Origin of the sequence: Pseudomonas sp. MWU347 (assembly GCF_017947305.1) — a bacterium.
Classification (GTDB): Bacteria; Pseudomonadota; Gammaproteobacteria; order Pseudomonadales; family Pseudomonadaceae; genus Aquipseudomonas; species Aquipseudomonas putida_A.
In genome coordinates, this window is sequence record NZ_JAFGZB010000001.1 from 489,473 (window position 1) to 508,395 (window position 18,923).

General features: G+C 60.0%; 19 protein-coding genes. 8 read left to right on the forward strand and 11 right to left on the reverse strand.

All coding sequences use genetic code 11. The features are described from left to right. Window positions 1–26: 26 nt before the first annotated feature. Complete coding sequence (locus KCG87_RS02225; protein ID WP_007962358.1) at window positions 27–767, forward strand: hypothetical protein; 741 nt, start codon at window positions 27–29, stop codon at window positions 765–767. 137 nt (window positions 768–904) lie between these two features. Here KCG87_RS02225 and KCG87_RS02230 read toward each other — a convergent pair whose 3' ends face one another. Further along, complete coding sequence (locus tag KCG87_RS02230) at window positions 905–1,762, reverse strand: SDR family oxidoreductase (RefSeq protein WP_210556317.1); 858 nt, start codon at window positions 1,760–1,762, stop codon at window positions 905–907. A 188-nt stretch (window positions 1,763–1,950) separates the two neighbouring features. Here KCG87_RS02230 and exbB point away from each other — a divergent pair, with 188 nt between their 5' ends. The 6 genes from exbB (at window position 1,951) to KCG87_RS02260 (ending at window position 8,837) form a co-directional block, all read left to right on the forward strand. Next, window positions 1,951–2,907 (forward strand): tonB-system energizer ExbB, encoded by a 957-nt coding sequence (gene exbB, locus KCG87_RS02235; RefSeq protein WP_210556315.1) that lies wholly within the window; start codon window positions 1,951–1,953, stop codon window positions 2,905–2,907. 6 nt (window positions 2,908–2,913) lie between these two features. Continuing rightward, window positions 2,914–3,342: a TonB system transport protein ExbD gene (exbD, locus tag KCG87_RS02240; protein ID WP_047297280.1), complete on the forward strand. Its 429-nt coding sequence runs from the start codon at window positions 2,914–2,916 to the stop codon at window positions 3,340–3,342. Then, window positions 3,339–4,088: an energy transducer TonB gene (locus tag KCG87_RS02245; protein WP_210556313.1), complete on the forward strand. Its 750-nt coding sequence runs from the start codon at window positions 3,339–3,341 to the stop codon at window positions 4,086–4,088. The genes exbD and KCG87_RS02245 overlap by 4 nt, the downstream gene beginning before the upstream one ends. 254 nt (window positions 4,089–4,342) lie before the next feature. Beyond that, window positions 4,343–5,272 (forward strand): hydrogen peroxide-inducible genes activator, encoded by a 930-nt coding sequence (locus tag KCG87_RS02250; RefSeq protein WP_027610401.1) that lies wholly within the window; start codon window positions 4,343–4,345, stop codon window positions 5,270–5,272. A 9-nt stretch (window positions 5,273–5,281) separates the two neighbouring features. Beyond that, entirely contained in the window at window positions 5,282–7,357 is a 2,076-nt protein-coding gene (recG, locus tag KCG87_RS02255; RefSeq protein WP_027610400.1) for an ATP-dependent DNA helicase RecG, read from the forward strand. A gap of 79 nt (window positions 7,358–7,436) precedes the next feature. Next, a complete protein-coding gene (locus KCG87_RS02260) occupies window positions 7,437–8,837 on the forward strand; it encodes an aminoacyl-tRNA deacylase and HDOD domain-containing protein (protein WP_095137709.1) in 1,401 nt (466 codons plus the stop codon). Between the two features lie 264 nt (window positions 8,838–9,101). Here the strand turns inward: KCG87_RS02260 and KCG87_RS02265 are convergent, their stop codons facing one another. After that, entirely contained in the window at window positions 9,102–9,485 is a 384-nt protein-coding gene (locus KCG87_RS02265; protein ID WP_210556311.1) for a helicase, read from the reverse strand. Between the two features lie 518 nt (window positions 9,486–10,003). Between KCG87_RS02265 and KCG87_RS02270 the strand changes: the two genes are divergently transcribed. Then, complete coding sequence (locus tag KCG87_RS02270) at window positions 10,004–10,375, forward strand: DUF6124 family protein (RefSeq protein WP_027610398.1); 372 nt, start codon at window positions 10,004–10,006, stop codon at window positions 10,373–10,375. Window positions 10,376–10,489: 114 nt separating this feature from the next. Here KCG87_RS02270 and KCG87_RS02275 read toward each other — a convergent pair whose 3' ends face one another. From KCG87_RS02275 to KCG87_RS02315, 9 genes are all read right to left on the reverse strand, one after another. Further along, window positions 10,490–10,651, reverse strand: coding sequence for a hypothetical protein (locus KCG87_RS02275; protein ID WP_177434699.1), 162 nt, complete (start codon window positions 10,649–10,651; stop codon window positions 10,490–10,492). A gap of 37 nt (window positions 10,652–10,688) precedes the next feature. After that, the gene (locus KCG87_RS02280) at window positions 10,689–11,222 is read right to left on the reverse strand and encodes an N-acetyltransferase (RefSeq protein WP_064589829.1); all 534 of its coding nucleotides are present in this window, start codon (window positions 11,220–11,222) and stop codon (window positions 10,689–10,691) included. 227 nt (window positions 11,223–11,449) lie between these two features. Then, window positions 11,450–11,890, reverse strand: a complete 441-nt coding sequence (locus tag KCG87_RS02285) for a hypothetical protein (RefSeq protein ID WP_102356290.1) — start codon at window positions 11,888–11,890, stop codon at window positions 11,450–11,452. 60 nt (window positions 11,891–11,950) lie between these two features. Beyond that, a complete protein-coding gene (locus KCG87_RS02290) occupies window positions 11,951–13,024 on the reverse strand; it encodes a tetratricopeptide repeat protein (protein WP_210556588.1) in 1,074 nt (357 codons plus the stop codon). Window positions 13,025–13,026: 2 nt separating this feature from the next. Beyond that, complete coding sequence (locus KCG87_RS02295; RefSeq protein ID WP_210556310.1) at window positions 13,027–13,875, reverse strand: tetratricopeptide repeat protein; 849 nt, start codon at window positions 13,873–13,875, stop codon at window positions 13,027–13,029. 18 nt (window positions 13,876–13,893) lie between these two features. Continuing rightward, a complete protein-coding gene (locus tag KCG87_RS02300; protein WP_135296843.1) occupies window positions 13,894–14,265 on the reverse strand; it encodes a hypothetical protein in 372 nt (123 codons plus the stop codon). A gap of 4 nt (window positions 14,266–14,269) precedes the next feature. Then, the gene (locus KCG87_RS02305; protein ID WP_135296961.1) at window positions 14,270–14,776 is read right to left on the reverse strand and encodes a hypothetical protein; all 507 of its coding nucleotides are present in this window, start codon (window positions 14,774–14,776) and stop codon (window positions 14,270–14,272) included. Between the two features lie 17 nt (window positions 14,777–14,793). Continuing rightward, window positions 14,794–17,244, reverse strand: a complete 2,451-nt coding sequence (locus KCG87_RS02310) for an alpha/beta fold hydrolase (protein ID WP_210556308.1) — start codon at window positions 17,242–17,244, stop codon at window positions 14,794–14,796. Window positions 17,245–17,253: 9 nt separating this feature from the next. After that, entirely contained in the window at window positions 17,254–18,648 is a 1,395-nt protein-coding gene (locus KCG87_RS02315; RefSeq protein ID WP_210556306.1) for a TIGR01777 family oxidoreductase, read from the reverse strand. Window positions 18,649–18,923 lie beyond the last annotated feature (275 nt).

An 18,923-nucleotide genomic window follows, 5' to 3' on the forward strand; every position in this document is an offset into this window, starting at 1 on the left:
AGAAAAGGTTTTGAAAGGATTCCACCATGCGCAAAGCGCTTGCTCTCTCGCTGCTCGCCATTTTCCTCGGCGGCTGTGCCAGCGACCCCGCCGACCGTGACATCAGCGGCACCTGGATCAACCAGGTGGCGATCGACGCTGCTGCCAAGGGCGGCCCCCTGCGCGAAGCGCTTCAGGCCTATGGCCCGAACCTGGAGTGGGACGTCAACACCAAGGCCGGTCAGGCCCGCTACACCAACGGTTTCGAGAACGTCGAAGGACGGCTGCAGGGTGAACAGTCCGGCGCCTGGAAAGTCGACTTCTATGGCAGCTCCGGCAGTGAGCTGAAGCGCGACGGCGGACGGATGAAACAAGCCGCCACCGAGAACGAGCCGGATCAGTTGTTCGACCGCGCACAAATCCCCGTGCCGGAAGGCGCACCGATTGGCGCCAGTTTCGAACGCGCACTGTATTCGGCCTATCTGGGCGGCAGCTGGAAGATCGCCAGCGGCGACGGCGAAGGCAACACCGTGCAGTTCCAGGCCGATGGCCAGGTCTCCGGCCTGCCCGGCGCCGACCGCTATGCCCTGTGCCTGGCAGGCGACTGCGCCTCGATGAACAGCGACCACGACAGCATGTGGCTGCAACTCAACGGCCAAGGCAACAACTGGATCTTTGCCCGCAAAGGCAAGGCGCTGGAGATCTTCCAGGCAGTGAACAGCGCACTGGCGGATGAAATGCCGCAGTTCACCCCGGGTGAGCGCAAGTGGTTGCTTGAGAAGCAGTAAGCTTCCCCGAGACAGCACATAACCTTGTAGGAGTGAGCCTGCTCGCGATGACGGTTTAACAGCCAACATAAGTGTTGAATGTTATAGCCACATCGCGAGCAGGCTCACTCCTACAGTTGTTTTTGGGTGTCTGGAAGTCAGCACTTACCTTCAAGAATCGCCGCATAGCCTTCACGGTAACTCGGATACTTCGGCGTCCAGCCCAGCGCCTTCGCCCGGGCATTGCTGCAGCGCTTGCTGCCGGTGCGGCGTACGCTGGCATCTTCCGCCCAATCGGTGACCCCCTGATACTCGCGCAGCCAGGCGACCACCTCGGCCAGCGGTGCCGGCGCGTCGTCCACGCCAATATAGATATCCTGCAATGGCTCGCCGCGATTAGCCGCCTGCAGCAGAAATGCCATCAGCCCCGCCGCGTCATCAGCATGAATACGATTGCCGTACAGCGGCGGCTCGACCGCCACCCGATAACCGCGACGCACCTGGGTCAACAGCCATTCACGTCCGGGGCCGTAAATGCCGGTCAGGCGCACGATGCTCGCCGGGATACCGCTTTTCAGCGCCACTTGCTCAGCCTCAAGCATCACCTGCCCGGAATAGCCGCTGGCGACGGTCGCTGAATGCTCGTCGACCCACTCCCCTTCCTGCTGGCCGTACACGCTGCTGCTGGACACGAACAGCAGTCGCTCAGGCACCTGGCCAAAGTCATTCAGCCAGCTCAGCACATTCTGCAAACCCTGTACGTAGGCGGCGCGATAACCGGCTTCATCGTGATCGGTGGCGGCCGCGCAATACACCAGATAATCCACCGCCCCGAACGGCCAGTTTTCCGGGCAATCTTCCTTGAACAGGTCACCAGCGACGCCGATGACGCCATCCGGCAAACGCGAAACATCACGGCGCAGACCATGCACCTCCCAGCCGGCGGCCAACAATTGCGTAGCCAGACGACTGCCGACGTCACCACAACCGGCAATCAAAATAGAAGGCGCGGACATCAAAAAACTCCCAAACGAAAGGAACAGACTAGCCCTCGCAAAGGACGAACGGCTAGCAATGAAGGAAAAAAAGAAACTCTATTACTTTTGTTAACAAGAATTACTTGCAATAATGCACCCCACTTTTGTTCTCGGCCTCACGAGGCCTGGAAGAGCATCAACCGTTTTCTACTTCAGGTCCGGCCAGCATGACACGTAATCAAAACCCCGCTTCGCCAACCACACGACCTCGCGCCTGGAGCGCGGTGGCGGCCCTGCTGCTCAGCCTGATGCTGGCGCCGACCGCTGCTTTCGCTGACGCACAAGCGCCAGCCGCTCCGGCTGCCACCGAACAGCACGCGCCTGCTACCGCCGCGCCAGCCGCCACCGACCCGGTACAGGCTGTAGACGCCAGCGCAGCAGACGCGCCTGAAGTGCTCGAACCTGACAACAGCTTGGGCATGGCCCACGACCTGTCGCCATGGGGCATGTACCAGAACGCCGACATCATCGTGAAAATCGTGATGATCGGTCTGGCCATCGCTTCCATCATCACCTGGACCATCTGGATCGCCAAAGGCTTCGAGCTGATGGGCGCCAAGCGTCGTCTGCGCGGTGAAATCGCTGCCCTGAAAAAAGCCGCGACCCTCAAGGAAGCCAGCGCCACTGCGGCAAAGGAAGGCACCCTCGCCAATCTGCTGGTGCACGACGCCCTCGAAGAGATGCGCCTGTCGGTCAACAGCCGCGAGAAAGAAGGCATCAAGGAGCGCGTCAGCTTCCGTCTTGAGCGTCTGGTCGCAGCCTGTGGCCGCAACATGAGCAGCGGCACCGGCGTCCTCGCCACCATCGGTTCCACCGCGCCGTTCGTCGGCCTGTTCGGTACCGTGTGGGGCATCATGAACAGCTTCATCGGCATCGCCAAGACCCAGACCACCAACCTCGCCGTCGTGGCGCCGGGCATCGCCGAAGCGCTGCTGGCCACCGCGCTGGGGCTGGTTGCCGCGATTCCTGCGGTGGTGATCTACAACGTGTTCGCCCGCTCCATCGCCGGCTACAAGGCGCAGGTGTCCGACGCTTCGGCGCAGGTCCTGTTGCTGGTCAGCCGTGACCTCGATCACCAGCCTGAGCGCAGCAGCTCGCAACCACACATGGTGAAAGTGGGGTAATCGGCCATGGGCCTGCATTTGAAAGAAGGCGCAGACGACGATCTGGCCGAGAACCACGAAATCAACGTCACGCCGTTCATCGACGTGATGCTGGTGCTGTTGATCATCTTCATGGTGGCCGCGCCGCTGGCTACGGTGGACATCAAAGTCGACCTGCCGGCCTCGACCGCCAAACCGGCGCCGCGCCCGGAGAAACCGGTGTTCCTCAGCGTAAAAGCTGATCAGCGCCTGTACATCGGCGACGATGAAGTGAAAGCCGAAACCCTTGGCGCCGTGCTCGACGCCAAGACCCAGGGCAAGAAAGACACCACCATCTTCTTCCAGGCCGACAAGGGCGTGGACTACGGCGACCTGATGAGCGTGATGGATAAATTGCGTTCCGCCGGTTACCTGAAGGTCGGTCTGGTGGGCCTTGAGAGCGCAGCCAAGAAATGATCACGACGCGCCATAAGCTGACGCGTTACAGCGGTAGCCTGGCCGTGGTGCTGGGCGTTCACGCGCTGGCCATCGCGCTGGCGCTGAACTGGACCGCCCGCCCGCCCATCGAACTGCCGCCGCAGGCAATGATGGTCGAGCTGGCACCGGTTCCGACCCCGCCACCGCCTGCTCCGCCGAAAGTCGTCACACCGCCGCAGCCACCGGCTCCGGTCGAAGAGTTGCCGATTCCGAAACTGGCTGAAGCACCCAAGGCCGAGATTGCCGTACCGAAGCCCAAACCCAAGCCAAAGCCGAAACCGCAGCCGCCCAAACCGGTGGAGAAAAAACCGGAACCGGTGAAGGAAAAACCTTCCGAGGAAAAACCGGCGGAGACGCAGCCGACCCAGGCCCCGACGGAGAAATCCGCCCAGCCGGCACCGGGACCGTCGGCCGCACAAATGGCCGCCAAGGCCAGCTGGCAAAACACCCTGCTCGCGCACTTGGGCAAGTACAAGAAGTACCCGCAAAGCGCACAGGCACGGGGCAAGGAAGGCTTGAACCGTCTGCGTTTCGTCGTCGACGCTGAAGGCAATGTGTTGTCGTTCGAACTGGTAGGCCGCTCGGGCAACGCCGATCTGGACCGGGCCACCCTGGAAATGATCCGCCGCGCGCAACCGCTGCCCAAGCCACCGGCCGACATGCTCAATAACGGCTCGATCGAAATTGTCGCGCCGTTTGTGTACTCGCTGGATAAACGCCGCTGACCCATTGTGGGAGCGGGCTTGCTCGCGAAAGCGTCGTGTCAGTCGACATCCATGTATCTGACACACCGCATTCGCGAGCAAGCCCGCTCCCACAGGGTCGACAGTGAGATCGAAAAGGCACCGAAAGGTGCCTTTTGCCTATCTGGCAACGGCAAACTCACATTGCCCGGTGTCGCATTCCTCACTCAGTCTGATAACGTGCGTCTATCGATTGCAGCCGTTATGCTTGGCCCGCAACTTCATGGACGCTTGCTATGACCCTCACAGAATTACGCTACATCGTTACCCTCGCCCAAGAGCAGCACTTCGGCCACGCCGCCGAGCGTTGCCACGTCAGTCAGCCGACCCTGTCGGTGGGCGTGAAAAAACTTGAAGACGAACTCGGTGTGCTGATTTTCGAGCGCAGCAAAAGCGCCGTGCGCCTGACCCCGGTCGGCGAAGGCATCGTCGCCCAGGCGCAGAAAGTCCTGGAACAGGCGCAAGGCATCCGTGAACTGGCCCAGGCCGGCAAGAACCAGCTGACCGCCCCGCTGAAAGTCGGCGCGATCTACACCGTCGGGCCGTACCTGTTCCCGCACCTGATTCCACAACTGCACCGGGTCGCCCCGCAGATGCCGTTGTACATCGAAGAAAACTTCACCCACGTGCTGCGCGACAAACTGCGCAATGGCGAGCTCGACGCGATCATCATCGCCCTGCCGTTCAACGAAGCCGACGTGCTGACCCTGCCGCTGTACGACGAGCCGTTCTACGTCTTGATGCCGGCCCAGCACCCGTGGACGCAAAAGGAATCCATCGACGCTGCCCTGCTCAACGACAAGAGCCTGCTGCTGCTCGGCGAAGGCCACTGCTTCCGCGACCAAGTGCTTGAGGCCTGCCCGACCCTGACCAAGGGCAACGACGGCGCCAAGCACACCACGGTGGAATCCAGCTCGCTGGAAACCATCCGCCACATGGTCGCGTCCGGTCTGGGCATCTCGATCCTGCCGCTGTCAGCGGTGGACAGCCACCACTACGCCCCGGGCGTGATCGAAGTGCGTCCACTGTCGGCGCCGGTGCCATTCCGCACCGTGGCGATTGCCTGGCGCGCGAGCTTCCCACGGCCGAAAGCCATCGAGATCCTCGCCGACTCTGTTCGCCTGTGCTCGGTGGCCAAGCCCGCCGCACCGGTCACGGCCGGTTAAGCCAGGGTCATGACCGAGCTGTCGCAAGTGTCGGTGACGGCACTCAAGGGTGTCGGCGAAGCCATGGCCGAGAAGCTGGCCAAGGTCGGCCTGGAAAATCTCCAGGACGTGCTGTTTCACCTGCCGCTGCGTTATCAGGATCGCACCCGCGTGGTGCCGATCGGCCACTTGCGCCCTGGCCAGGACGCCGTGGTCGAAGGCACCGTCAGCGGTGCCGACGTGGTCATGGGCCGGCGTCGCAGCCTCGTCGTGCGCATGCAGGACGGCACCGGCGGCCTGAGTCTGCGCTTCTACCATTTCAGCAACGCGCAGAAAGAAGGCCTCAAGCGCGGCACACGGATTCGCTGCTACGGCGAAGTGCGCCCCGGCGCCTCGGGGCTGGAAATCTACCACCCGGAATACCGCGCCATCACCGGTGACGAACCGCCGCCGGTGGACGAAACCCTGACCCCGGTTTACCCGCTCACCGAAGGCCTGACCCAACAGCGCCTGCGCCAGTTGTGCATGCAGACCCTGACGCTGCTCAAGCCGAACACCCTGCCCGACTGGCTGCCGACCGAACTGGCCCGCGACTACCAACTGGCGCCGTTGGCCGACGCGATCCGCTACCTGCACAACCCGCCCGCCGATGCCGATGTCGATGAGCTGGCCCTCGGTCATCACTGGGCCCAGCATCGGCTGGCCTTCGAAGAGCTGCTGACCCATCAACTGTCGCAACAACGTCTGCGCGAAAGCATGCGTTCACTGCGCGCGCCAGCGATGCCGAAGGCGAAAAAGCTGCCGCCGAAATACCTGGCCAACCTCGGTTTCAACCCGACCGGCGCCCAGCAACGCGTCGGCAACGAAATCGCCTACGACCTCAGCCAGCACGAACCGATGCTGCGGCTGATTCAGGGCGACGTCGGCGCGGGCAAAACCGTGGTCGCCGCCCTCGCGGCACTGCAAGCACTGGAGGCCGGTTATCAGGTCGCACTGATGGCGCCGACCGAGATCCTCGCCGAGCAACACTTCATCACCTTCAAGCGCTGGCTCGAGCCGCTGGGCATCGACGTGGCGTGGCTGGCCGGCAAGCTCAAGGGCAAGAACCGCGTCGCCGCGCTGGAGCAGATCGCCAGCGGCACGCCGATGGTGGTTGGCACCCACGCGCTGTTCCAGGACGAAGTGCAATTCAAGAATCTCGCGCTGGTGATCATCGACGAACAACACCGCTTTGGCGTGCAGCAGCGTCTGGCGCTGCGGCAGAAAGGCGTCGGCGGGCGCATGTGTCCGCACCAACTGATCATGACCGCCACGCCGATCCCACGCACGCTGGCGATGAGCGCCTACGCCGATCTCGACACCTCGATCCTCGACGAACTGCCGCCCGGTCGCACCCCGGTCAACACCGTGCTGGTCACCGACACCCGTCGCGTCGAAGTCATCGAACGGGTGCGCAGCGCCTGCGCCGAAGGGCGTCAGGCCTACTGGGTGTGCACGCTGATCGAAGAGTCGGAAGAGCTGACCTGTCAGGCCGCCGAAACCACGTTCGAAGACCTCACCGCCGCACTCGGCGAGCTGAAAGTCGGGCTGATCCACGGGCGCATGAAGCCTGCCGAGAAAGCAGCGGTCATGGCCGAATTCAAGGCCGGCAACCTGCAACTGCTGGTCGCCACCACCGTGATCGAAGTCGGCGTCGACGTGCCCAACGCCAGCCTGATGATCATCGAAAACCCTGAGCGTCTGGGCCTCGCGCAGTTGCACCAATTGCGTGGCCGCGTTGGCCGGGGCAGCGCGGTCAGCCATTGCGTGCTGCTCTACCATCCGCCGCTGTCGCAGATCGGCCGCCAGCGCCTGGGCATTATGCGCGAGACCAACGACGGTTTCGTCATCGCCGAAAAAGACCTCGAACTGCGCGGCCCCGGGGAAATGCTCGGCACGCGTCAGACCGGCCTGCTGCAATTCAAGGTCGCCGACCTGATGCGCGACGCCGATCTGCTACCCGCCGTGCGCGATGCTGCGCAAGCGCTGCTGGAACGCTGGCCGACTCACGTCAGCCCATTGCTCGACCGTTGGTTGCGCCACGGGCAGCAATACGGCCAAGTGTGAGCACCGTCGCAGTTTGTGCAGGATCGTTCCTACAGAGCTGGTTATACTCCTGCCATTGTTTCAAAAACGGATACAGACCATGACTGACGCAGCTCTCGCCCCTGAACTTCCGCACGCGCCGTCTGTAATTCGGCTGCTGCTCGGCAAGCTGGGGATCGCCTACGAAGAAGTGCTCGACCACCACGGCCTCAACGCTTCGCGCAAGGTACAAGCCGTGTTGCTGGACGATGCCGTCGGCGCGCTGATGGTGCTGTTTCCGCAGAGCCAGTTGCTCGACCTCAACCGCCTCGCCGAACTGACTGGCCGACGCCTGACCGCCGTGTCCACCGAGCGCCTGGAAAAGATGCTCGGCAAACACAGCCTGAGCCTGCTGCCGGGCCTGCCGGCACTCACCAGTTCGCCGTGTCTCTACGAAGAGAGCCTGCTGCGCGAGCCGAAGCTGCTGATCAACTCCGGCGAGCCGGGCCTGCTGCTGGAAATCACCAGCGAAGCCTTCAAGAGCATGCTGACCAAGGCCAGCGCCGCCAACTTCGGCGAAGCCCTGAGCAGCATCCGCCCGAACCTTGATCGCCCGGACGATGACCGCGAGGAAATCACCCAGGCTGTGCAGGCGTTCACTGCACGCCGGATTCAGCAGCGTCTGGAAGCGACCATCGAAATTCCGCCGCTGGCCGAGACCGCGCAAAAAATCATCAAGCTGCGCGTCGACCCCAACGCCACCATCGACGACATCACCGGCGTGGTCGAAACCGACCCGGCGCTGGCTGCACAAGTGGTGAGCTGGGCGGCGTCGCCGTACTACGCCTCGCCGGGCAAGATCCGTTCGGTAGAAGACGCGATCGTTCGCGTGCTCGGTTTCGATCTGGTGATCAACCTCGCGCTGGGCCTGGCCCTCGGCAAGACCCTGAGCCTGCCGAAAGACCACCCGCAACACACCACACCGTACTGGCAGCAATCGATCTACACCGCCGCCGTCATCGAAGGCCTGACCCGCGCCATGCCGCGCGCCCAGCGCCCGGAAGCCGGTCTGACCTATCTGGCCGGTCTGCTGCACAACTTCGGCTACCTGCTGCTGGCCCACGTGTTCCCGCCGCACTTCTCGCTGATCTGCCGTCACCTGGAGGTCAACCCGCACCTGTGCCACAGCTACATCGAGCAGCACCTGCTGGGCATCAGCCGCGAACAGATCGGCTCGTGGCTGATGCGCTACTGGGACATGCCCGACGAACTGGCCACCGCCCTGCGCTTCCAGCACGACCCAAGCTACGACGGCGCCTACGCCGAATACCCGAACCTCGTCTGCCTGGCCGTGCGCCTGCTGCGCAGCCGCGGCATCGGTTCCGGCCCCGACGAAGACATCCCCGACGCCCTGCTCGAGCGCGTTGGCCTGACCCGCGACAAGGCCAATGACGTGGTCAGTAAAGTCCTCGAAGCCGAAGTCCTGCTGCGTGAGCTGGCTTCGCAATTCAGCCAGGCTTAAAAACTTCGCGAGCAAGCTCGCTCCCACAAGGTTTCGGTGACCTCCTGTGGGAGCGAGCTTGCTCGCGAAGAATCCACCCCAATCTACCTGCCTGACACAAAACCTGTGGTGAGGGGATTTATCCCCGACCGACTGCGCAGCAGTCGCAAACCCAGGCAACAGGGTGTGTCAGTTATATCGAGGTCTCAGGTTTTGGGGCCGCTGCGCAGCCCATCGGGGATAAATCCCCTCGCCACGACAGCCCATCTTCTCAAGCCCTTCTACTCAAGCCTTGGGCTTGGCCTTCCTCGGCTTCAAATACTTCATCAATCCCTGAAACCACATCACCAGCGCCGGATTCCCCTTCAGTTGGATCGACTTGTCCTGAATCCCCTGCATAAACGCCAACTGCTTGTTCTTCGCCTGCATCGTGGCAAAGGCATAACCCGCATCCTTGAACGCAATCGCAAACGCCGGCTCCGCCACCACCCCAGACTTGCTGGTGATGCGCTGATTCTTCACCACGAAATGCCGCGCCACCTTCCCGTCCAGCGTTTGCAGCTGAAACACCAGATCCTTGTCACCCAACTGCTGCTGGAACGCAGGATTTGTCCGGCTGGCCTTACCCATCAACAGACCCAGCATCCACAGAAGAAAACGAAATTTCATGCGCACAGCCTCAAAAGGAAAATGAACGGCCGGGGCAGTGTAAGGGATTCAGACGATAACGCCACTATCGGCCGCTATTGGAAGATGATGCAGACCATTTCCCGCACGATGACCGCCAAGTCACGCTTCTGCATCCCACTTCCTACACCTGTTGAAACACATCCCTGTAGGAGCTGCCGAAGGCTGCGATCTTTTGATCTTCCGGCCTGCAAACCTATGGGAAATTTCCTGCAAGGCGTGGTGTTGTGCGTGAACTAGGCAGGATGAGGGTTCATCGATAGCCTCAATAGGTCACCACGAATTGGTGATACGGACGTGCAAGTCCGGCGGGAGTCCACATTGGTTATGGCAATTCGCCGAGCGTTTTCCTATGCTCGCGGATCGTTATGGCTGCTGTGTATGGGAGGCCTTCGGGTCTGCCGGGTGACTCCACCGGTCTTGCACACCTATGCACAGCTGCCACCACTTTCGAAGTGCGAGCGAAACGGTGTCGGCTCCTGAAACTGGAGTAAGACCGAATGATCAAACCAACACCCAATCCCCCCGAAACCCCAGACATATCGCCCTACGAATCGCTTGAATCCAAGAAATTCCACGAAGCCGCCGAACGCGCCCTCGACCACCACTTCAAACCGCGCACCGAATCCCAACCCAAACGTGAAACCGGCCTCTTCAGCCTCACCCCAGGCACCGATGCCGAAGCCCTGATGGCCAACGCCTCCGAAGACCTCCTGTCCATCAGCGCCATCGCCTGCGACCTCGCCGACGACCTCCACGGCTCCCGCCGCTCGGTAGCACTGGCCCTGAGCAGAATGGCGGATGGGGTGCGATTGATGGTGGAAGGGACGCTCGACCATATTGAAGTGCGGAACCTGGCAGCCAAGTCCTAGCGAAATTTGCGGATGAAAAAAGGGGACGTTAAGTCCCCTTTCTGCACCTATCGGTAAAAAATCCAGACACAAAAAAACTGCCAATCAGGCAGCTTTTTCGAGAATCCGAAACCTTCAGCCGGCCAGTCGACCGACAGGCTCGAAATCACTGCCTTTGGACAGTGCGACATCCAGAAAGCGGCTGCGCTTACCGGAACGTTTGGCCAAAACCTCACGAGCTTCGGCCTGGAACCGGGCAGCCATCATAGGCTTGGGTTCATGTTTGGACTTTTTCATGGAAACCTCTCGGGTCTCGAAATTTGACTGGATAGTATTACCGCTCAACCCCAATAACAAGCCGGCCCGTCGGATCAAAGCCAAACCCTAAACTCTCATACAACGGTATAGCAGCGGCGGCTGGTTCTTGAACTTCAATTTCCGTACAACCTATTAAGATCGCGTAGTTTTCAATCGCGGTTAGCGCCAAAGCAGCCACGGTGCCTCGCAACGGATGAGATCTGTCCGGCTTGCCCTCCAGAATCACAATCTTGATGCACAGCTTGCTCTTGCGAGGTGAGGCATAACACAACCCACATAATTCCCGGTCGAACCAAAGCGAGACATCAAAGCCTCGGATGTCAGCCTGCTTCCATTGATGCACGTCATGCCATGGGTATAGCGTAGCCTCATCCCCCCACAGATCGGCGGCTTCAATGGCAGCAAGAGTAATGGGCTCATATCGAATTTGAGTTGTATCAATACCTCTGGTTATGAGGTTCTGGTTCTCGCGCGCCAGGGCTTCCGCTGCCTTACGCGCCTCAGATCTCCAGATCTGGTAGCGATACCCGTTCCCTCGACTCTTGGACATGGACAACCACTGGCAATTTTCAAGGTCGAGAGAGTAACGGCGTTTGAAAGCTTTTGAACATCAACAGAAATACCCTGACATTGATTATCTGGTCCGAGCAATCCGCGGCCCTTTAGCCTCAGCCCACTTACGCCATCGTTCATCGGCAGGACGGGTGAGATTGGTTACGCCGTAACGAGATTTGTGGATGTAAAAAAGGGGACGTTAGGTCCCCTTTCTTCAAGACTTTATCCCCACTGACAACCCGTCTCTGGGGAGGCCTCGATGCTGAAGTCTTCATCGAACGAATACTGTTTTCCGGATTTGTAATTCGTGTAACGCATTGAGTTCACCCGAGCGCCTTGCGTTGCAATGACATACTGCCCTGTCACTGCACCGTCTGAAACTTCCACCCAAGTCGTCGTGAATTCGTAGGGGCCGTCCTCCGTCATGACGTATTCTTCGGTTCGGTGATGAACCAGAGCAATGGCGTTCTTCGACTTGCTATACCTGACACTTGCGCCGCTCCATTTGGCGGCCGCGTCGTAATAGGTTCTGAATTCAAAATCGATATTTTTGCCTTCCAGCGAGCGGAAGCACCTTACCTGTGTAGAAACTTCACTGTGCGCAGCCAGTGGCATTAGAAGAAGCACAGAAATAAACGCAGGCAAAAATTTCAAACCGAACATTCCTTTAGCGGTTTCATGAGGTATCAGAAAACACATCTACAGCAACTCAACGAGCGTTGATCACGCCTCGGGCGCCAAAGCGCAGCGCTCACCCACCCTCGCCGGGATCTTCGAAGCCTTCCCCGCTTCAGACATTCGCGATGAGTATTGCTTGTATGCCGCCACCGCCCGCTCTTTATCGTTCAGGGCCCAATAACTGTCAGCGAGATTCAGATAAGCAACCGTCCTGTTTGGGTGGTTGGCAATCACTGCATTGAGCAACTCAATCGACTCAGCGTAGTAATCCGCCTCGCCCAGTAAAAACCCAAGGTCGTTGGACCAGCCGGGACGCTGCGGGTAGTAGTACTTTGCGACGATATAGCTTTCCGGGGGACAAGTGTCATGCGAGCCGCCGCCCATCAACGCGTAGCTCATCGTATCCTTGAAGGAAGAGTCATCACCCTTTCGGTAGGCTGCCAGCGCCATATCCAGCAAATCAGCCGAATCGACGGTCATCAATTTCTTTCTCACGCCCTTAATACTGCCAGTACGAGCAACCTGCAGCTTCTGCAGCGCTTCACGCCCATCGAAAGAAGCGAGAGTGATGGGGCCCAATGTCTGCACCGGCAACTCCACTACGCTGACAAGCGACCGGTCACAGGAGTCGTTGTTCGCCACTTCCAGGAGAGCTTTCAGCTCAAACTGCTTTGAACCTCTGTTGAAGGCGAACAACAGGTTGAAGTTATAAACCGCGTTATCTTCTTCGCTGGTTACTAGCGCGATGTAATCCCCAGCCTCAACAAACGGTTGCTTGACCACAGCTTCCTCAGCCTGTGGATCAATGACGGTCATTACGCCAGGGCGACCTTTGAGTACATGGACGCTGAATTCACCCTGAAGCGCAGACGAGTACTGACTTTTGATCAGAGGCAGCGCCTTCGACGTATCGAGCAATATGTCCTCATCACGTGCCTGTACCGGCGCAATCAACAACCGGTTAGAGGCCTCGTCCGCGTCTCCTGCCAGAACGAATACGTTCTGCCGTGATGCATCACCCAGCAAACTCGCAGGAATTTCCTTGAGGACTTGCGGGGTAGAAAATGCGTAGGAAGTGGATAAAAGCCCAAGGCTCAACACGATAAAGCGGAAGAACATATTCACTGTTTCATTCCCTGAATTTCAGATCGCTCAACGACGCGTTGCGAAATCTTCTGCGCTTTGCCGGCGGCACTCATCGCGTCGCGGTACTCGCGGTAATACCGCTGCGCTTCCTCTTGCCGATCAAGTCGCCACAGCGAATCAGCCATGTTCAGCATCAGCACTGTGCGTTTGCCGACAGCTTCAACGCCTCGATAAAACTTCATTGCCAACTCATCGTTACCGCCCTCGGCCAGATAAAAACCGAGGTCGTTGTAAGCCTGAACATTTTGCGCCGGGGGATGACACGCCATATAGGATTCCGGGCTTAAAAAGCTCAGGCTCCATTCGATGGACTCTGCTCGGGACTGCGCAGGCTTAATACTCGAAGAATTTTTCAGAAGGTCCTTTGGTGGCTTAGTCTCCAAGACAGGATTGAGTACCTCGCCCTCTTCAGAAACCCATTGATTACCCACCCATTTACCCTCACAAAACCGTTCGTAAGTCTCAGCAAGTACGCAACCGGTTTCCATCGAGATCACATCGCAATGTCCCTGTGATGTCGCTATTTCCTCGCCGTTCTCACCTATGACAACGCCGTACTCCACCGCAGTCGCCAGTAGAAATTTTTTGTCAGGGCTGAGCCACTCGGGATAGGCCTGAGCACCAATGCCGGCATGGAACAAGGGGAACGTTTGTCCATTCGCGGTGAACCAGGCGGTCGTAGATTCCACGACGGGCGTTGTCCATTTTTTTGCCTGGAACGTAACGGTGTTTCCGGCGGCTCCCACTATTGGCGGGTCAACGGCAAAGACATTGGCAGCGCTGAACAAACTGCCGATCATCAACACCCACTTAAGGCTGGCCATAGCTAATCCTTTTCGCCGTTAGCCGGCCTTTTGTTTTGTCAGGCACTTTGCATAGCCGTCCGCAAACTTGGCATCGAATGACAATGCCACTGGCTCCTCCAACTCCGCCGAGCTATTGAGCAATACACGGGTAGCCGGGGTGTATTTGATCCAGCCAATCGTGCCGGTGCCGTCGGTGTCGAAAAACAGCTGAGCGCGCACTACTTCACCGTCGTCCTCATCGATCAGCAAATTGACCTTGTCCTTGCCGACATAACGAAACGGAAAATCGCTGCTCCTGACAAGCTCAGTAAGGTAGCCGTAGCAACTCCCTTCGCTGGCAGTCGCGGTCAGTGAATGAGGTAATAGCGAAAGCGCAATCAGCACAGGCCGAATGAAAAACCGGTTCATCCACTCACTCCTCATCCATCGGCGGCGATTCCACGTCGGTCATGCTCAGCAGCCGAAACTCATTGTTCACAAACTCGTAGTAACGATCCCGATTACCACTTTCCAACGCATTCCCCTGCGCATCTTCTTCGCCGTCGAGCGTGATGCCGGAGACGATGATCAAGCGGCTATCTGGCTGGTAAACCATGCCAAAAGTGCTGCCGTCGTAAGCATTCGGCAGACCGCCAACTACTTCACCGGTCTGGGCGTCCAGCACTTCGCCGCAAATGGCGCTACCGCCACAGCCGAGCCTGTGCAGGATGTAATGGCCGGCGAAGTTGACCTTGCCTTTCAGGGCTTGTGCCCGCGCTTGGTCCATCATTGGGCTGCTGTTTTCTTGCGGCACCAGATTATGGTTGGGGCCGTTGAAAACTGGCGTGACGGTGTAATCCTTGAAGGTTGGATCTGCAGCGAAGGCCATGGCGGTTGAAATTGCCAAGAGACAGCCCGCTAACAGTGACAGCCAGTTCATACGCAACAACCGTCGTTTCACTTCGTATCCTTCGAATTCATCAATTCCAGTTCACCATCCCGATACAACACCTCACACCCCAACCACGCCGGATCCACCTGCGGCATCACCGCCGACGGCTTGCGCAACTCGCGCAACAACGTCGAACCATGGGACAACCGCCCGCCCATACGCGCAATCACCGCTCGTGCTGCTTGATAGTGCGCATGCCGCCCCGGATCTAGGGTGTCTTCCAACAAAATGTCCACGCCGAGAATGCCTTGCACTTGCCCCGGATAAATCATGAAACCGGTGGCCTGCTCCGCACCTTCGCGACCGTCCTGCCAGAAGCTGCCGTCGCGAGTGCGTACGTCCGGATGCGGCGCGAACCAATGTTCGCGATCCGCCATGGGCATGGCGTGGTGCAGACGGAAGAAGATGCGCATCAGGTTGTCGCGATACCACTCGCGTACTTGCAGGTAGTAGCCGCGCAGGCCCGGCAGGCCGGTCGAATGCGCGAGGCGGATCAGCCCGGACCATTGCGGGAATGGCTGTAGCGGCAGTTCGCTCGACGCGGGTCGCGGGGTGGCCGGGTCGGTTTCCCACGGCAGTCGATGAGGACTGTTTTCCAGATTGTCGTAAGCGGTCGGCGGACGGCCCAGCCAATCGCCACCGCTGCTGGCCAGTGCCGTGGCGATGCACAGATTGCCTTGCACCACGAACACGTAGAACCGGGTGAACCAGTCTGCCAATTGCTGGCCATCGGCAGCTTGGGCGACCAGTTCGGCCAGCTCCCGATCGAAGCGCTGCAAGCCGTTTTCAAGGTTCAGCAAATGGCTCCGAGCCTTGCGTTGCATACGCAAAAACAGCGGCAACGAACGCAGCATTTTGAGTGGTTGCCACGGCAGATGCGGGGTCGCGCCACCGACTTCACCAGCGTAGTTGCTGGCGCTGATACCCCAGTCGGCCAACCGGGCAAGAAACAGATCATTGTTGATGTAGGACGCACCGCCGAACACAGCAGTGAACGGCTCGTTGTCCTGCAACACTCGCGCATCCCAGCGCGCCATGATCGCCGGAATACTCGCAGCGGCTCGGCGCTGGGCGTACTCCACCAGCACGCTCGGTTGCGGTGGCAGAATCTCGGCGATGTTGGCGGCGGTCAGGTGGCGGCGCCAGCCGTAGTCACTGATCGGCCGGTATTGCAGCAGCCAGAGTTGCGAGCCGTCCCAGGCCCATTCGACGTCGCCGGGCACGTAGTGGAACACGCGCAACACGTCTTGCAGAAAGCGCCAGAGCAGGTCCTCGGTCAAGCCGTGAGATGGCGTGAACATGCCGCTACGCCACGCATCACCGAGTCGCGAAAGCGTTGCTCGTGAGGGGCTGACGTGACCGTCGGCCAACGATTCGAGATGGCCTTCAACCCATTCCAGTTCTACCGAGAGATGGCGCACGAACGCGATCCCGGAAACTACCGGCGTGATGAAGCGTTGCACCACCACTTCCTCGACGCCCTCGGCCGTCAGTTCAGCGATGCGTTTCGGCACATTGGCGGGCGGCTCGCGCAGATAGGTTGTGCTCAAACCGGCATTCGCCGAATCGGCCTGATCCTCGCCATAACTGGAGGAGCGCACCGCCCAGGTCACATCAGGTTGGGCGGCGAGAAATGCCGGCAGACGCGGATCGGTGCAATCGTTGAGCGTCAGCGCCGCCGGCACCGCTTGCCGCGCCAGTTCAGCCAGGCGCAAACGCCCGCCCTTGGTGTGCGCGACAAACCCGCGCTCGCCCGACTCCAGCCACTGTGCGAACTGCGCGGGCGAGTCGATCCACGGGTAATGGCCCCAACCGGGTTTGAGACTGATAGTCAGATCAGCGCGAGCGAGAATCGCAGACCACGCTGCCGCTTGCTCGATGCCGAGTACAGCGTCCTGATCGCCCCAAACCAACTCGACCGGATCGGTGATCCACTCCAGCAGTGGCAGCGCGGTGTCGGCGCGAATCAGGTCCCAATGCGGAACGAACGCACGGCAACGCGCATAGCCGGCGCCCATGCGCTGGTACTGCGCGGGCGTCCAGGTCTGGTTGGAAAACTTGCGCGCGAACAGTGTGGGTTTGTTCGAAAGCAGCCAATGAATGCTCTTTCGGATTGGCAGCGGTGACATCAACGCCGGCAATCGACGCTGCCACAAAAAGGCGCCCACCGGCGCCAGCAACACACTGCGAGAAAAGTGCCCGGGCCGACGTTGCAGCGCATGCAGCACCAGCAACGCGTTGACTCCGACGGCCATGATCGCGCTGCCCTTTTGCGTCATCGTCAGCAAGGTCTGCGCATAAGCCGCCAGATCCTCGCAGGGCGGCTGCGGGTTGGCGCCGAAACCCGGCAGCTCCAGCGGCACCACCTCGTAACGCTGAAAATGCGGCAGCGCGTCATCCCACCAATCGGCGGCGCTGCCGTTGCCGGCCAACAGGTACATCAGGGGCTTGCTCATGGGCGATCCTCAGGTCAGGTCGCGCAGAGCGGCGTCGAGGGTTGGATAACGGAACGTGTAGCCAGCCTCCGTCAAACGCTGCGGCACCACGCGCTGACCGTCAAAGAACAACTGCGCCATCTCCCCTGCCAGCGCACGCACTGGCGCGGCGGGAATATGGAACCACACCGGACGCTTGAGGACCTTGCCGGCCTGCTCGGCGAACGCTGCCTGACTGACCGTTTCCGGCGCCACCATGTTGTAGGTACCGCGCAGACTGTCGTCATCGAAAGCCCTTGCGATCACCTGAAGCACATCATCGCGATGCACCCAACTCATGATCTGCCGACCATCGCCCATGCGCCCGCCGAAGCCCAAGCGGAATGGCAGCAGCAACGGCGTCAACGCGCCGCCCGGGCCGAAGACCACGCCGAGGCGTAGCACCACCTGACGCACGCCAAACTCAGTGGCCGGTTGCGCGGCGGCTTCCCAACGCGCGCAGAGTTCGGCCATGAAACCGTCGCCCTTGCTGGCGTGTTCGTCGAGGTTTTCACTGGCGTCGCGCACGCCGTAGAAGCCGATGGCCGAGGCTTGAATCCACAGCGTTGGTTTTTGCTTGGTGTTCTTCAGCCAGGTCATCAACGCTTCGGTGGTGCCGACTCGGCTGGCGAGCAGTTGCGCCTGACGCTTGGGACTCCAGCGTGGGCCGGCGACGGGTGCTCCGGCGAGATTGATCACTACGTCGAAGGCTTCGTCGTGGCTGAGTTCGCCGAGCGAATGCATACAGCGGACGCGGCCGTTGAACAAGGTGGCGGCGCTCAACGGATCACGCGTTAGAACGCTAATTGAATGACCGGCGTCGAGTAACTGGTGGACTAAAGCTTCACCTATAAACCCTGTGCCGCCGGTGATCAGTACGCGTTTGAAAGCGCTGCCAACAAACGGGTTGGATGTGCTCGGAGTCTTTACTGAAGGGGATTTTCGGCGGTCATGGCGATATAGCCAAACCAGCGGTGGCAACAACACCAGCAACGCAAAGCCGTCGAGCCACAGGTGCGACCAGACCTGCCGTTGCGCTGAAAGCCACATGTCCTGCGGCGCCCATAACAGGATGCCCGCGATCAACCAACCCCAGACTGCCGGGGCTTTCAAGCGATTGCCCAAGTGCACCAGAGCGAGCATGTACAGCGAATAGCTTTGCAGCGTCGCGCCGAAAAGCGCGAGCCACCAGACTTGTTGTTCGTGGCCGGCCGCAGGCACCGCATCGGCGCCCCAGAATGCGAGTTCGAGGGTGTGCAAATAGCCGTCGAGTAAACCGGAGTGACCGGCCCAAGTCAGGGTGAGGCCGGCGAGAATGTGCACGATTGCGGCGGCGTATAGCCAGAGCACTAGCGCAGGGCGAAGGGAGTTCGAGGGGGCTGGCATTCCGTGTCCTGAACGCATTCCTTGGGGGTGGGGGAGTTTAAAGGAAAATGGGAGTTGTCAGACGCTTAAGCACTAAACGTTTTATGGTGACGGATTCAGGCTCAGCGCGTGCGAAAGCGCATCAAACATGCCCCAAAATTCAAATGCAGTGGCAAGCCTCAATCGGCGCGGCGCCTGACGATCCCAATCGCCCCACGATGAAGAGGCCCAACTGATTACCTTTGTCAGCCGCCATTTGATAACAGGCTAACGCCCGAGACATATCCTTCGTTCTA